The organism is Streptomyces sp. NPDC053542, assembly GCF_044544685.1.
In the GTDB taxonomy this organism is placed as follows: domain Bacteria; phylum Actinomycetota; class Actinomycetes; order Streptomycetales; family Streptomycetaceae; genus Streptomyces.
Genome location: NZ_JBITXL010000002.1, coordinates 108924 through 123239, shown reverse-complemented (window position 1 = coordinate 123239; position 14316 = coordinate 108924). Strand labels below are relative to the sequence as shown.

12 protein-coding genes are annotated in these 14316 nt (G+C 70.5%); 6 read left to right on the top strand and 6 right to left on the bottom strand.

Features of this window, described 5'->3' with window-relative positions; translation table 11 throughout:
• From ACIGXO_RS04820 to ACIGXO_RS04795, 6 genes are all read left to right on the top strand, one after another.
• A complete protein-coding gene (locus ACIGXO_RS04820; protein ID WP_399780284.1) occupies positions 1-849 on the top strand; it encodes a TatD family hydrolase in 849 nt (282 codons plus the stop codon).
• Positions 850-864: 15 nt separating this feature from the next.
• On the top strand, positions 865-2094 hold the full coding sequence (gene eboE / locus ACIGXO_RS04815; protein WP_399780281.1) for a metabolite traffic protein EboE: 1230 nt from the start codon (positions 865-867) through the stop codon (positions 2092-2094).
• Positions 2091-3521 (top strand): nucleotide pyrophosphatase/phosphodiesterase family protein, encoded by a 1431-nt coding sequence (locus ACIGXO_RS04810; protein ID WP_399780278.1) that lies wholly within the window; start codon positions 2091-2093, stop codon positions 3519-3521. Before eboE ends, ACIGXO_RS04810 begins: the two co-directional genes overlap by 4 nt.
• A gap of 20 nt (positions 3522-3541) precedes the next feature.
• On the top strand, positions 3542-4612 hold the full coding sequence (locus ACIGXO_RS04805; RefSeq protein ID WP_399780275.1) for a sugar phosphate isomerase/epimerase family protein: 1071 nt from the start codon (positions 3542-3544) through the stop codon (positions 4610-4612).
• A 111-nt stretch (positions 4613-4723) separates the two neighbouring features.
• Complete coding sequence (locus ACIGXO_RS04800; RefSeq protein WP_399780272.1) at positions 4724-5107, top strand: hypothetical protein; 384 nt, start codon at positions 4724-4726, stop codon at positions 5105-5107.
• A 92-nt stretch (positions 5108-5199) separates the two neighbouring features.
• A complete protein-coding gene (locus ACIGXO_RS04795; protein WP_399780269.1) occupies positions 5200-5583 on the top strand; it encodes a chorismate mutase in 384 nt (127 codons plus the stop codon).
• 21 nt (positions 5584-5604) lie between these two features.
• On the opposite strand, the gene ACIGXO_RS04790 is transcribed toward ACIGXO_RS04795, so the two are convergent.
• From ACIGXO_RS04790 to ACIGXO_RS04765, 6 genes are all read right to left on the bottom strand, one after another.
• Positions 5605-6186 (bottom strand): GNAT family N-acetyltransferase, encoded by a 582-nt coding sequence (locus ACIGXO_RS04790; RefSeq protein ID WP_399780266.1) that lies wholly within the window; start codon positions 6184-6186, stop codon positions 5605-5607.
• 18 nt (positions 6187-6204) lie between these two features.
• Positions 6205-7563 carry an OFA family MFS transporter gene (locus tag ACIGXO_RS04785; RefSeq protein ID WP_399780263.1) on the bottom strand — a complete coding sequence of 453 codons (1359 nt, stop codon included), beginning with the start codon at positions 7561-7563 and terminating at the stop codon, positions 6205-6207.
• A gap of 1 nt (position 7564) precedes the next feature.
• Entirely contained in the window at positions 7565-8953 is a 1389-nt protein-coding gene (locus tag ACIGXO_RS04780; protein ID WP_399780260.1) for an OFA family MFS transporter, read from the bottom strand.
• Positions 8954-9037: 84 nt separating this feature from the next.
• Positions 9038-11245, bottom strand: coding sequence for an acetate--CoA ligase family protein (locus ACIGXO_RS04775; RefSeq protein WP_399780257.1), 2208 nt, complete (start codon positions 11243-11245; stop codon positions 9038-9040).
• A gap of 3 nt (positions 11246-11248) precedes the next feature.
• Positions 11249-12493 carry a formyl-CoA transferase gene (gene frc / locus ACIGXO_RS04770; protein ID WP_399780254.1) on the bottom strand — a complete coding sequence of 415 codons (1245 nt, stop codon included), beginning with the start codon at positions 12491-12493 and terminating at the stop codon, positions 11249-11251.
• A 31-nt stretch (positions 12494-12524) separates the two neighbouring features.
• A complete protein-coding gene (locus tag ACIGXO_RS04765; RefSeq protein ID WP_399781911.1) occupies positions 12525-14225 on the bottom strand; it encodes a thiamine pyrophosphate-binding protein in 1701 nt (566 codons plus the stop codon).
• Positions 14226-14316: the final 91 nt, after the last annotated feature.

The following is a 14316-nucleotide window of genomic DNA, read 5'->3' as shown; positions in this document are numbered from 1 at the left end:
ATGCGTATCTTCGATCCGCACATCCACATGACCTCCCGCACCACCGACGACTACGAGGCCATGTACGCGGCGGGCGTGCGTGCCCTCGTCGAGCCGGCCTTCTGGCTGGGACAGCCGCGGACCTCACCGGCGAGCTTCTTCGACTACTTCGACTCCCTTCTCGGCTGGGAGCCCTTCCGGGCCGCCCAGCACGGCATCGCCCATCACTGCACCATCGCGCTCAACCCCAAAGAGGCGAACGACCCCCGCTGTACTCCCGTCCTCGACGCCCTGCCCCGCTACCTCGTAAAAGACTCGGTCGTCGCCGTCGGCGAGATCGGCTACGACTCGATGACCCCGGCCGAGGACAATGCCCTGGCCGCTCAGCTCCAACTGGCCGCGGACCACGGCCTCCCGGCCCTCGTCCACACCCCCCACCGCGACAAGGCCGCCGGGCTCAAACGCACCCTCGACGTCCTGCGCGAATCCGACCTTCCCCCCGATCGCGTCGTCCTGGACCATCTCAATGAAACAACCGTAGGGGATGCCACTGACAGTGGCTGCTGGCTGGGCTTTTCCATCTATCCGGACACCAAGATGGACCCGGACCGGATGGTGCGGATCCTCCGCGTGCACGGCACGGAGCGGGTGCTCGTCAACTCCGCAGCGGACTGGGGCCGCAGCGACCCGCTCAAGACATTGCACGTCGGCGAGGCGATGCTCGCCGCCGGATTCTCCGACGACGACGTGGACCAGGTGCTGTGGCGCAACCCCGTCGCCTTCTACGGGCAGAGCGGCCGGCTCTCCCTCGACATCGCCGACCCGGGCGCCCTCCACGAAGGCAACTCCATCCTCCGCGGCGGGGAATGAGGAGGCGGCGGACCGATGCGCTTCCGGCACCCCGACGGCTCCACCGTCCACCTCGCGTACTGCACCAACGTCCACCCCGCCGAGACGCTCGACGGCGTGCTCGCCCAGCTGCGCGACCACTGCGAGCCCGTACGCAAACGGCTGGGCCGGGACCGGCTCGGCATCGGGCTGTGGCTCGCCCGCGCCGCGGCCCGCGCGCTGACCTCCGACCCCGTGGCCCTCCGCCGGCTGCGCCGGGAGCTGGACACGCGCGGCCTCGAGGTCGTCACCCTCAACGGATTCCCGTACGAAGGATTCGGCGACAGCCACGTCAAGTACCGGGTCTACCGGCCGGACTGGACCGAACCGGCCCGGCTGGAGTACACGGCCGACCTCGCCCGGCTGCTGACCGTGCTGCTGCCGGACGACGCCGCCGAGGGCACCATCTCCACCCTTCCGCTGGCCTGGCGCACGGATTTCGACGAGCACCGGCGTGCGACCGCCCTGGCCGCGCTCCGCACCCTCGCCGCGCGCCTGGACGCGCTCCAGGACACCACCGGCCGCGGCATCCGCGTCGGCCTGGAACCGGAGCCCGGCTGCACGGTCGAGACCCTGGCCGATGCCCTCGGCGCGCTGACCGGCGCGGCGGACGTCCCCACCCACCGCATCGGCGTCTGCGTCGACACCTGTCACCTCGCCACCTCCTTCGAGGAACCGGGCCCGGCCCTGGACGCGCTGCACCGGGCGGGCATCCCCGTCGTCAAGACGCAGCTGTCCGCCGCGCTGCACGCCGAACACCCCGAACGGGCCGATGTCCGCGCCGCACTCGGCGCCTTCGCCGAACCCCGCTTCCTGCACCAGGCCCGCACCCGCACCCCGCAGGGCGAACTGCTCGCGACCGACGACCTCGACGAGGCGCTCGGCACCGGGACACCAGCGCTCGCCGCCGAGTCCGGCCTTCCCGTCGCCGAGCCCGGCCTGCCCACCGCCACCCCCTGGCGCGCCCACTTCCACGTCCCCCTGCACGCGCCGCCGGAGCCCCCGCTCACCTCCACCCTTCCCGTGCTCCAGGACACCCTCGCCCGCCTCGTCGGCCCGGCCGCGCCGCCGCGCACCCACCACCTGGAGGTCGAGACGTACACCTGGCAGGCCCTGCCGCCCGAGCTGCGGCCGCGCACCCGCGCCCGGCTCGCCGACGGCATCGCCGCCGAACTCGCCCTCGCCCGCGACCTGCTGACCGACCTCGGCCTCAAGGAGCTGCCATGACCGCGCACGAGAGCAGCCCCGCGGACGCCACGCCGCCGCCCGCCGACGCCGCACCGCCCCAGCCCCTCCTCGTCCTCGACGTCGTCGGCCTCACCCCCCGGCTCCTCGACCACATGCCGCACCTCAAGGCGCTGGCCGCGGCCGGCTCGTACACCCCGCTGCGTACCGTCCTGCCGGCCGTCACCTGCACCGTCCAGTCGACCTTCCTCACCGGTGCACCGCCCTCCCAGCACGGCATCGTCGGCAACGGCTGGTACTTCCGCGACGTCGGCGAGGTCCACCTCTGGCGGCAGCACAACGCCCTCGTCGGCGGCGACAAGCTCTGGGACGCCGCCCGCCGCGCGCATCCGGGCTACACCGTCGCCAACATCTGCTGGTGGTACGCCATGGGCGCGGACGTGGACTGGACCGTCACGCCCCGGCCCATCTACTACGCCGACGGCCGCAAGGAACCCGACTGCTACACCCGGCCGCCCGCCCTCCACGACGAGCTGACCGAACTGCTCGGTCCCTTCCCGCTCTTCACCTACTGGGGGCCCACGGCCTCGCTCACCTCCTCCCAGTGGATCACCGACGCCAGCCGGCACATCCTGCGCACCCGCCACCCCGACCTCACTCTCACCTACCTCCCGCACCTCGACTACGACCTCCAGCGCTACGGACCCGACGACCCCCGCTCGCATGCGGCCGCGGCCGCCCTCGACACCGTCATCGCGCCCCTCCTCGACGACGCCCGCTCGGCCGGCGTCACCGTCGTCGCCCTCTCCGAGTACGGCATCACCCGCGCCCGCCGCCCCGTCGACATCAACCGCGCGCTGCGCCGGGCCGGGCTGCTGGAGGTGCACACCCAGGACGGGATGGAGTACCTCGACCCGACCGCCTCCCGCGCCTTCGCCGTCGCGGACCACCAGATCGCACACGTCTACGTACGCCGTCCCGAAGATCTCGACGCGACCCGGGAAGCCCTCGCGGACCTGCCGGGGCTCGGCGAACTCCTCGACGACGCGGGCAAGAAGCAGCACGGGCTGGACCATCCGCGCGCCGGCGAGCTCGTGGCCGTCGCCGAACCCGACGCGTGGTTCACGTACTACTACTGGCTCGACGACGCCCGCGCTCCGGACTTCGCGCGCCTGGTCGAGATCCACCGCAAGCCCGGCTACGACCCCGCCGAGCTCTTCATGGACCCGCGCGACCCCTACGTACGCCTACGCGCCGCGACCGCGCTCGCCCGCAAGAAGACCGGCATGCGCTACCGCATGGCCGTCGTCCCCCTCGATCCCGAGCCCGTGCGCGGCAGTCACGGGCGTATCCCGGACCACGAGGACGACGGCCCCGTCCTGATCTGCTCCACCGCAGGCACGCTCACCACCCCCCTCGCTGCGACCGACGTGAAGTCCTTGCTCCTCAAGCTTGCCGCACGGCACTGACAATCGACCTTGGAGCCGTAATGACCAGCGACGTTCCCCACCCGCGCACCTCCCGCAACCCCGAGCTCGCGCACCGGCTCGCCCGCCGCGGGTTCCTCGGCGTGGCCGCCGGCGCCGCCGCGGCGGCCGTACTCGGCGCCCAGCCGGCCCAGGCCGCCCAGTCCGGCGCGCGCCCCGGGCCCGCCACGACCGACGGCCACCGCCCCGTCGTCCCGCCGGGCCGTCTCGGCATCCAGCTCTACACCCTCCGCGATCAGACGGCCTCCGTCGGCTTCGCGAGAGTCTTCGAAGAGCTGGCTCGCTACGGGTACGACGAGGTGGAGTTCGCCGGGTACACCCAGGGCTCGGCCGGTGCCATCACCCTGGCGCAGCTGAAGCGCCTCATGAAGGACAACGGCCTGCGCGGCATAGGAAGCCACGTCGGCTACTACTCGTCCGATCCCAAGGCGTACACCTTCGCCACCAACCTCACCAAGGTGCTCGATGACGCCGAGGCCCTCGGCCTGCCCTACGTGGGCACCGCCTCCGGGCCCAACCGCTACGGGAACACCGTCGACGCCTGGAAGCGCGCGGCCGCGGACTTCAACGCCTACGGAGCGGCGGCCAAGGCCCGCGGCATGCACTTCTACCAGCACAATCACGCGGAGGAGTTCGCCTTCGCCACGGACAACCCGAAGGTGCGGCTCTACGACGTCCTCCTTGCCGAGACCGACCCCAGCCTCGTGCGCCTCGAAATGGACATCTACTGGGCGTACGTCGCCCAGTACCGCTTCTCGAAGCGGCCCGACGGCACGCCCGCGCCCTTCGAGCCGCTCGACTACGTCCTCGCCGACCCCGCCCGCTACCCGCTCTTCCACGTCAAGGACGGCGAGCACGACGAGGCGGCGCGCGACGGGTACCACATGGTGGACGTGGGCGACGGCGACATCGACTACCGGCACTTCCTGAGCCGCGTGGGCCGCCTGCCGAACCGCAAGTACCACAACTGGATCGTTGAACGTGATGACGCCGTGGACCCCGCCGTCAACCCCGCCGGCTCCTTCACCACGGCCCGCCGCTCCGCGTCCCACCTCCGCCGCCTCCGGGGCTGACGAAAGGGCGCACGACCTGCGGTAATCCGGCGTGATCCGGCCGGTACGCACCGGATCATGGCCGGATTACCGCCTGCCTGCCGGCACATGCCGTAGGTATCGTCTTCCGGCATGAAAGCCATGCGGGGGTACTGGGGATATCTGGCGGCGGCCGCGCTGATCGTGGCCTGGAGCCGGGGCGCGGAGAGCGCCGTCATCCTGGTGCTGTCGCTCGCCGTGGCCGCCTACACGAGCTTCGCGCTGCCCGTATGGTGCGGCGCGGTCAACCGTGATGGCCGTACGTACTGCCGCAAGAACGCCGCCGGGCTGCTGATGGGCTGCACCTACCGGCAGCACAGGTGGCAGAAGATGAAGATGATCGTGCTGCGGCACAAGACCGGCAGTGTCATGCAGGCCGTCTTCCCCACGGCCAAGGAGAAGTTCGCCGGCCTGATCTCCGTGGGCGGCCTGCTGTCGGCCATCGCTGCCGTGATCGTTCCGGTCATTACGGGGTAATCGGGGTATCCCGGGCTCCTTACGGCCTCGGCGTCCGGGCCGGGTAGTGTGCCCCACGATCACGCACTACCGACCCAGATTGGCGACACCACATGAGCGAGTGGACGCCCGCCGCGCCGACCACGACCGGCGGAGAACCGCGCTCCGACGCGGCCTCCGTATCGGACGAGGCGGCGCGGGAGCGGCTGCTGTACCTGCGCGGCAGCATCGACAACCTCGACGCCGCCCTGGTGCACCTGCTCGCCGAGCGCTTCAAGTGCACGCAGCAGGTCGGCGAGCTCAAGGCCCGGCACAGCCTGCCGCCCGCCGACCCCGCCCGTGAGGCCACGCAGATCGCCCGGCTGCGCCGGCTCGCCGAAGACGCCAAACTCGATCCGGCATTCGCCGAGAAGTTCCTCAACTTCATCATCGAAGAGGTCGTCCGGCATCACAAAGCGATCGCGCAGAATGCGGGAACCGAAGAGAACAACGTCTGAGCCCGCCACCGGGTGCAGCGCTCACAGCTCCCGTACGAAGGACACCCGGTCCAGGCCCGGACCGTCGTAGTCCGTGCAGACGCCCACGCCGTCCTCCGTGCGGTCGCCCGGCTCGATACGGAAGCCCATCCGCGTGTGGTAGGCGATGGAGTTCCGGTTCGTGGGGCTGGTGATGGCGCGGATGCGGGACCGGCCGTGGCCGCGGGCCACCTCGAAGAAGCGGCGGTAGAGCGCGCTGCCCAGGCCGCCGCGCTGCGCCTCCGGGTGCACACCCACGAAGTGGATGTACGCCGTCTCCGGGTCGGTCTGGGACAGGAAGCCGATGAGGAACGCCCGTAGGGCGGCCGCCCCGCCTTCGGACCCGTCCGCGGAGGAGCCCTCAGCAGCCCGCTCCACGAAGAAGCTCGTCTCCGAGAAGTGCTGGAGGAACAGCCGCGGCACGAGGAGGCGGCGCTGCTGCGCCCCCGCCTCGCCGCCCTGGCCGCCCCACCAGTCGGTCAGCGCCCCTTGGAGCACCGCGTGGTCCGAGGGGCGCGGATGCCGCACCGTGACGCCGGGCGGGAACGCCCCCGACGGTTCGAGGTCACAAGGTCGTATGCTCATGCGGCGAGCGTACGGGGATCAGGCCGTCACCCCCGCCCGTTCCGCCGGCCGCTTCAGGAACAGCGACAGCCCGGCCGCCAGCAGCCCCACACAGCCCGCCGTGGCGTACGCCCCGTCGTAGCCCCACGCGGCCACCACAGCGGCGCCCAGGCCGCCGCCCAGCAGCCCTGAGACCAGCTTCGAGCTGTAGACCAGGCCGTAGTTGGAGGCGTTGTTGTTCTCGCCGAAGTAGTCCGGCACCAGGGCAGCGAAGAGCGGGAAGAACGCGCCGCCGCCGAAGCCGGACACGAAGGCGAAGACCAGGAACAGCGGCTCGTTGGCGCTCTCGCCCGCCCACAGGACGCCGAACTGGGCGAGCCCGAGGACGAGGCACACGTAGGTGAGCGTCAGCCGCCGCCCGAGGCGGTCCGAGAGCCAGCCCACGACCCCGCGCCCTGTGCCGTTGACCACCGACATGATGCCCATGGAGGACGCCGCGACCAGCGGGCCGAAGCCGACGTCCTTGGCGAACGGCACCTGGAAGGAGATGCCGAAGATCGACACGCCCGCGGTGCACAGCAGGCACGCCCACATCAGGGGCAGCATCTTGGTGCGAATGGCCTCCCGGGGCGTGAACTGGCCCGCCGCCGGCGGGTTCTTGCGCAGCGCCTGGGCCGTGCGTCCCGTACTGGGGCGCGCGAGCGGATCGATGTGCTCCGGCCACCAGTTCTTCGGCGGGTCCTTGAAGAACATCCCCGCCACCGCCGTCACCAGCAGCACGTACAGGCCCACCAGGTCCAGCACCCCGCGGTAGTTCCCGGCGTCGAAGCCGTAGGAGAAGAGGAAGATGAAGGGCACCGCACCGTAGGCGAAGCCGCCGTTGACGAAACCCGTCTTGCCGCCCCGCCGCTCCGGATACCACTTCCCGACCGTATTGATGCACGTCGCGTACACCAGGCCGGAGCCGGTGCCGCCGAGCACACCGAAGCCGACGATCGCCCACCACAGGGACGGCGCGTGCGCGAGGCTCACGAAGCCCAGCAGCGCCAGGCCCGAGCCGGTCAGCATCGCCGCCCGGCTGGTCAGCACGCCCTTCTCGCGCAGCCGGCCGGCCGGGAAGGCCACCGCCGCCTGGAAGAAGACCCACACGCTCAGCACCCAGAACGTTCCGGTGTGGCTCCAGTGGTGCGCCTCGGAGAGCGTCGACTCGGCGGCCCCGTAGGCGTACTCGAACACGCTGATGCCCATCATGGCCACCCACGGCAGCAGCACCATGGTCCAGCGCGGATAGCCCAGGATCTCCCGGTCCGTGACGCCGACCCGGTAGACGCGGCCCTGCGCGTCCGTGAGGTCACGTACCCGGCCCGCTCTCGGGGCCGTGATGTCCTCGGCGGTCATCTCACATCGCCTCCCTGCTGATCGGACGCGGATTGGGCTGGATGGTGCGCGCGGCCGGCCGGCCCGGCTGGCGCAGGAAGACGGCCAGCACGGCCGAGAAGAAGCCGATGGCGCCGGCGAGCACGAAGGCGCCCCGGTAGTCCCAGGCAGCCACCACGACCGCGCCCAGGCCCGACCCGACCAGCCCCGAGACGAGCTTGGAGCTGTAGACCATCCCGTAGTTCGTGGCGTTGTTGTTCTCGCCGAAGAAGTCCGCGGTCATCGCGGCGAACAGCGGGAAGATCGCGCCGCCGCCGAACCCGGAGACCATCGAACAGATCAAGAAGAACGGCAGGCTGTGCAGCGTCCCCGAGACGAGCACACCGATCTGCGCGCTGCCCAGTACGAGGCACACGAAGATGAGCGTGTTGCGGCGCCCGTACCGGTCGGAGATCCAGCCGATGACGCCGCGCCCGGTGCCGTTGACCATCGCCTTCAGGGACATCGCGGTCGCCACGATGCCGCCCGCGAAGCCCATGTCCTTACCGAAGGGCACCTGGAAGGCGATGCCGAAGATGTTGATGCCGGCCGTACAGAGCAGGCAGAACCACATCATCCACAGGACGGGAGTGCGGGCCGCCTCGGCGGGCGTGTACTGCTTGACCGCCGGCGGGTTCTTCGCGAGCGCCCGCCGGATCCGCGGGTCGTCGGAGACCGACAGCGGGTCGACGTGTTCCGGCCACCAGTTCTTCGGCGGGTCCTTGAAGAACCACCCGGCGCCCGCCACGACCAGCAGGAGCACCGCGCCGACGGACACCAGCACCACCTGGTAGTTGCTCAGGTCCAGATAGGCGGTGAAGAGGAAGACGAACGGCACGGAACCGTATGCGAAGCCGCCGTTGACGAAACCCGTCTTGCCGCCCTTGCGCTCCGGATACCACTTGCCGACCATGTTCACGCAGGTCGCGTAGACCAGCCCGGCGCCCATCCCGCTGAAGGCGCCGAAGCCGATGTACGCGACGACGACGTGCGGCGCGTACGCCAGGGACAGGTAGCCCAGGAACGTCCCCAACGCGCCCAGCATCATGGCGTTACGGGCCGGCAGCCGGCCGCTCTCGCGCAGCTTCCCCGCCGGGAACGCCACCGCCGCCTGGAAGAACACCCACACACCCAGCAGCCAGAAGATGTGCCCGCCGCTCCACAGATGCGCGTCGTGCAGAGTGTCCTCGGCCGAGGTGAAGGCGTATTCCGACGAGCTGATGCCCATCATGCCGACCCACGGGAGGAGCACCATCGTCCAGCGGGGCCGGCCCAGGATGTCCCGGTCGCGCTCGCCGATCCGGTACACCCGTCCGTTGCGGTCCCGCACCTCCCGGTACGGGGCACCCGCTGGGGCATCGGTTGTTGTCATGTCGAACCCCTTGCGTCGAAGAAGCCTGGCCAGCGCCCCCTGTCCGTTCTCTTCGTGTTCGCGGGACTCGCACGCCGCGTTAGGTCATGACGCGCCTCCCAGCAGCCCCGCCGCCCGCGCCCAGCGGTACTTCGCGCCGAGCACCGCGACCGGGCGCTCCGTCGTGTACGGGTAGGCGACCACCCCGCGCTCGAAGAGGTACGCGCAGGCTTCCTCGACCTCGGTGTCTCCGGCGAGCGACGCCACCACCGGCTTTTCGATGCCCCGGTCGCGGAACTCCGCGACGACGCGGGCCGTTAGCTCGGCGAAGACCATGGGAGGGGTGACGATCGTATGCCAGTAACCCAGCACCAGCGCGTGGATGCGCGGGTCCTCCATGCCCAGCCGGATCGTCGCCTCATAGGTCGACGGCGGCTCGCCGCCGGTGATGTCCACGGGGTTGCCCGCCGCGCCGAAGGGCGGGATGAAGCGCCGGAAGGCCGCGTCCAGGTCGTCCGGGATCGTCATCAGAGACAGCCCGTTGTCCACGATCGCGTCGGAGAGCAGCACCCCGGAGCCGCCGGCGCCGGTGATGATGACGACGTTGTCTCCCTGCGGCGTGGGCAGCACGGGCAGCGCCCGCGCGTACTCGAGCATGTCGTTCAGGCCCGGGGCCCGGATGACGCCCGCCTGCCGCAGGATGTCCTCGTACACCGCGTCATCGCCCGCCAGCGCGCCGGTGTGCGAGCCCGCGGCCCGGGCCCCCGCGCTCGTCCGTCCCGCCTTGAGCACCACGATCGGCTTCTTGCGCACGGTCTCCCGCGCCGCCGCCACGAAGGCGCGCCCGTCCTTGAGGTCCTCCAGGTGCATCGCGATGCACTGCGTGTTCTCGTCCTCGCCGAAGTAGGTCAGCAGGTCGTCCTCGTCCACGTCCGACTTGTTGCCGAGCCCGACGATCGCCGAGACCCCGGTCTTCGTGGACCGGGCGAACCCGAGGATGGCCATGCCGATGCCACCGGACTGCGAGGTCAGCGCGACGGACCCCTTCACGTCGTAGGGCGTGCAGAAGGTGGCGCAGAGGTCCTGCCAGGTGGAGTAGTAGCCGTAGATGTTCGGCCCCAGCAGGCGTACACCGTGCTCCTCGGCGATCGCCACGATCCGCTCCTGCAGCGCGTGCTCGCCGGTCTCCGCGAAGCCCGACGGGATCAGCACGGCGTTCGGCACCCCTTTGCGGCCCACCTCCTCCAGGGCCGCGGGCACGAATTTCGCGGGGATGGCGAAGACCGCCACATCCACCTCCCCCGGCACATCCATCACTGTCTTGTACGCCTTGCGGCCGAGAATGTCATCGGCCTTGGGGTTCACCGGATGGATGTCCCCGGGAAAACCGCCGTCGATGAGGTTGCGCATCACCGAATTGCCGATCTTTCCCGGCTCGCCGGACGCGCCGATGACCGCGACGGACCGCGGCCGCATCAGCCGCCGCATCGCGCCCAGGATCTCCTCGCGCGAGTAGCGCCGGCGCTCCTTGGCGGGGCCGTCGCTGAGCAGTACGCGCACGTCGGCGGCGAGCACCCCGTCCGCCGAGGCGAACACCGGATTGAGGTCGACCTCCGCGATCTCCGGGAAGTCCGCCGCCAGTTGGGAAGCTCGTACGATCAGATCGGCCAGCGCCGCGCGGTCCACGGGCGGGCGGCCCCGTACGCCGCGCAGCACCTCCGCCGCCCGGATGCCGTCCAGCATCGACTCCGCGTCCTCGTGCGAGGCGGGCGCCAGCCGGAAGGTGACGTCCTTCAGCACCTCCACGAGCACCCCGCCCAGCCCGAAGGCCACGACCTTCCCGAACGTCGGGTCGGTGACCGCCCCGACGATCACCTCCTGACCGCCTTCGGGCACCATCTGCTGTACCTGCACGCCGCTGATCCGGGCCGCCGGGTCGTACGCCCGGGCGTTGCTCACGATCGCCGTGAAGGCGCCGCGCACCTCCGCCGCGGAGTTCAGGCCCACCCGCACCCCGCCCGCATCCGTCTTGTGCAGGATGTCCGGCGAGACGATCTTCAGCGCCACGGGGAAGCCGATCCGGTCCGCCAGCGCGACCGCGTCGTCCGCGCACTCCGCCAGTCCCTCGGCCGGCGTCGGAATCCCGTACGCGTCCGTGAGCAGCTTGCCTTCGGGAGCGGTGAGCGCGGTCCGCCCCTCGGAGCGCGCGGCCCGCAGTACGGCCCGCACCGCGTCCTTGTCGTACGCGGGCGCTGAAGTACGTGGCGACGCACCGCCCGTGGCCGCCGCTTCCGTCGTCGTGTCCTGCGCCATCGGTCAGATCACTCCGTTCGCCTTGAGCAGTGCCACTTCCTCGTCGCCCAGCCCCAGCTCGCCGACGTACACCGCTTCGTTGTGCTCGCCGAGCAGCGGTGAGCGCTCGACGTCGACGGGGGAGTCGGACAGCTTCAGGGGCGAGCCGACGGTGGTGAAGGTGCCGCGCTGGGGGTGCGGGACCTCGACGACCATCTCGTTGGCGACCAGCGACGCGTCCTCGATGATCTCCTTGGTGGAGAGGATCGGGCCGCACGGGATGTTGTGGGCGTTCAGCCGCTCCAGCACGTCCCACTTGGGCAGCGTCGAGGACCACTCCTCGATCAGCTGGAACATCTTCCCGAGCTTGGGGAGGCGTACCTCGGGCGTCGCCCAGTCGGGATCGTCCGCGAGTTCCGGGCGGCCGATCAGCTCGGTGATCGGCTGCCAGCCGACGGGCTGCACGATGACGTACACGTAGTCGTTCGGCCCGCCCGGCGCGCACTTGACGGCCCATCCGGGCTGTCCGCCGCCGGACGCGTTCCCGGAGCGCGGCACCTCGTCCCCGAAGTCGTCGTTCGGGTACTCGGCGAGCGGCCCGTGCGCGAGGCGCTGCTGGTCCCGCAGCTTCACCCGGCACAGGTTCAGTACGGCGTGCTGCATCGCCACGTTCACGCGCTGCCCGCGACCGGTGTTCTCCCGCTGGAGGAGGGCGGCGAGAATGCCCGCGACGGCGTGGATCCCGGTCCCGGAGTCGCCAATCTGGGCGCCCGTGGCGAGCGGCGGACCGTCCTCGAAGCCCGTGGTCGACATCGACCCGCCCATGGCCTGGGCGACCACCTCGTACGCCTTGAAGTTGGTGTACGGCCCCTCACCGAACCCCTTGATGGAGGCGTAGACGATCCGCGGATTGATCTCCTGTATGCGGTCCCAGGTAAACCCCATACGGTCGACCGCGCCCGGCCCGAAGTTCTCCACCATCACATCGGAGCGCCGGATCAGCTCGGTCAGGATCTCCTTACCGCGCTCCGTCTTCGTGTTGAGCGTGATGCTCCGCTTGTTGCAGTTGAGCATCGTGAAGTACAGGGAGTCGACGTCGGGAAGATCGCGCAGCTGCCGGCGGGTGATGTCACCGCTCGGCGCCTCCAGTTTGACCACGTCCGCGCCCAGCCAGGCGAGCAGCTGCGTGGCCGACGGGCCGGACTGGACATGTGTCATGTCGAGGACACGAATGCCCTCAAGTGCCTTGGTCCCACCGTGACGTGTCACAGCGCAGTCACCTCACTTGTACACGATCCGGTCACTTGTACATGGTCTGGTTCATGGTTCCGGGGGCGTACGCGTCGGGATCGACCCAGACGTTGATCAGCGACGGCTTGCCGGACTCCCGGGCGCGCCGCAGCGCCGGCCCGATGTCCGCCGGATCGCGCACCTCCTCGCCGTAACCGCCGAGCATCCGCGCGAACTGGTCGTACGGCACGTCCCCGAGGGTGTTGCCGACCCGCTCCCGCGCGTCCCCGTACTTGGCGCGCTGCCCGTAACGGATCTGGTTCATCGAGGAGTTGTTGCCGACGATCCCGACGAACGGCAGGTCGAAGCGGACCAGCGTCTCGAAGTCCCACCCGGTCAGCGAGAACGCGCCGTCCCCGAAGAGCGCCACGACCTCCTTGTCCGGCCGCGCCTTCTTCGCCGCCATGACGAACGGCACGCCGACGCCGAGCGTCCCCAGCGGCCCCGGGTCCATCCAGTGCCCCGGCGACTTGGGCTGCACGACCTGTCCGGAGAAGGTGACGATGTCGCCCCCGTCCCCGATGTAGATCGAATCCTCCGTCAGGAAGTCGTTGATCTCGCTGACCAGCCGGTACGGGTGGATCGGGTCGGCGTCCGAGCGCAGCTGCGGCAGCCGCTTCGCCAGCGCCGTACGCTCCGCCGTCCGCAGCTCCTCGATCCACTCCTTGCGCTTGCCGGCCCCGCCGTTCAGCCGCCCGGACGCGGCCTGGGTGACGGCCGACAGTACGAGCCCGGCGTCGCCCACGATGCCCAGATCGATGTCGCGGTTCTTCCCGACCGTCCGGTAGTCCAGATCGATCTGCACCACGGCGGCGTCGGGGGAGAGGCGTTTTCCATACCCCATACGGAAGTCAAAAGGCGTTCCGACGATCACGATCAGATCGGCGTTGGCGAACGCATACCGCCGCGAGAGCTGGAAGTGATGCGGATCGCCGGGCGGCAGCGTGCCGCGCCCCGCGCCGTTCATGTACGCCGGTACGTTCAGCGTCCGCACGAGCTCCACCGCGGCCGCGGTCCCGCGGGTCGTCCACACCTGGCTGCCCAGCAGGATCGCCGGCTTCTCCGCGTGCGCCAGCAGATCGGCCAGCCGCTCGACGGCCTCCGGGTCACCCGCCGTACGCGTCGAGGCGCGGTACTGCCCCGCCTTCGGCACCCGGGCCTTCTCGCGCGGCACCTTCGCGTCCAGCACATCGCGCGGTATCTCCAGGAAGGACGGCCCGGGCGCGCCGTGGAAGCACTCCCGGAACGCCATCGAGACCATGTCGGCGGCGCGCGCCGTGTCCGGCACGGTGGCGGCGAACTTGGTGATCGGCGTCATCATGTCCACGTGCGGCAGGTCCTGCAGCGACCCCATCTTGTGCTGCGTATGGGCGCCCTGCCCGCCGATCAGGAGCATCGGCGACTCGGCGCGGAAGGCGTTCGCAACGCCGGTGACCGCGTCGGTCGTACCGGGCCCTGCGGTGACCACGGCGCATCCGGGTTTGCCGGTGATCCGCGCGTACCCGTCGGCGGCGTGCGCCGCGACCTGCTCGTGCCGTACGTCGACGACGTCGATGCCCTCGTCCACGCAGCCGTCGTAGATGTCGATGATGTGGCCGCCGCAGAGGGTGTAGATGACGTCGACGCCCTCCGCCTTGAGCGCCTTGGCGACCAAGTGCCCGCCGGAGATGAGGTCCTGTGTGTCCTGGGGGTCCTGGTTGTCGTCGGGCATGGTGAAACGCGTCCCTTCGTAGGGGTCGGCGACCGTGCCGTACTGGCTCAAGCCGAGGTAGGGGGAGGCAGGTTCGGCTGTTGGCCGGTCG

What these genes read in the sequence shown, in the direction of transcription:
- ACIGXO_RS04820 (WP_399780284.1), top strand. Translation starts at nt 1, where the DNA reads ATGCGTATCTTCGATCCGCACATCCACATGACCTCCCGCACCACCGAC.
- eboE (WP_399780281.1), top strand. Translation starts at nt 865, where the DNA reads ATGCGCTTCCGGCACCCCGACGGCTCCACCGTCCACCTCGCGTACTGC.
- ACIGXO_RS04810 (WP_399780278.1), top strand. Translation starts at nt 2,091, where the DNA reads ATGACCGCGCACGAGAGCAGCCCCGCGGACGCCACGCCGCCGCCCGCC.
- ACIGXO_RS04805 (WP_399780275.1), top strand. Translation starts at nt 3,542, where the DNA reads ATGACCAGCGACGTTCCCCACCCGCGCACCTCCCGCAACCCCGAGCTC.
- ACIGXO_RS04800 (WP_399780272.1), top strand. Translation starts at nt 4,724, where the DNA reads ATGAAAGCCATGCGGGGGTACTGGGGATATCTGGCGGCGGCCGCGCTG.
- ACIGXO_RS04795 (WP_399780269.1), top strand. Translation starts at nt 5,200, where the DNA reads ATGAGCGAGTGGACGCCCGCCGCGCCGACCACGACCGGCGGAGAACCG.
- ACIGXO_RS04790 (WP_399780266.1), bottom strand. Translation starts at nt 6,186, where the DNA reads ATGAGCATACGACCTTGTGACCTCGAACCGTCGGGGGCGTTCCCGCCC.
- ACIGXO_RS04785 (WP_399780263.1), bottom strand. Translation starts at nt 7,563, where the DNA reads ATGACCGCCGAGGACATCACGGCCCCGAGAGCGGGCCGGGTACGTGAC.
- ACIGXO_RS04780 (WP_399780260.1), bottom strand. Translation starts at nt 8,953, where the DNA reads ATGACAACAACCGATGCCCCAGCGGGTGCCCCGTACCGGGAGGTGCGG.
- ACIGXO_RS04775 (WP_399780257.1), bottom strand. Translation starts at nt 11,245, where the DNA reads ATGGCGCAGGACACGACGACGGAAGCGGCGGCCACGGGCGGTGCGTCG.
- ACIGXO_RS04765 (WP_399781911.1), bottom strand. Translation starts at nt 14,225, where the DNA reads ATGCCCGACGACAACCAGGACCCCCAGGACACACAGGACCTCATCTCC.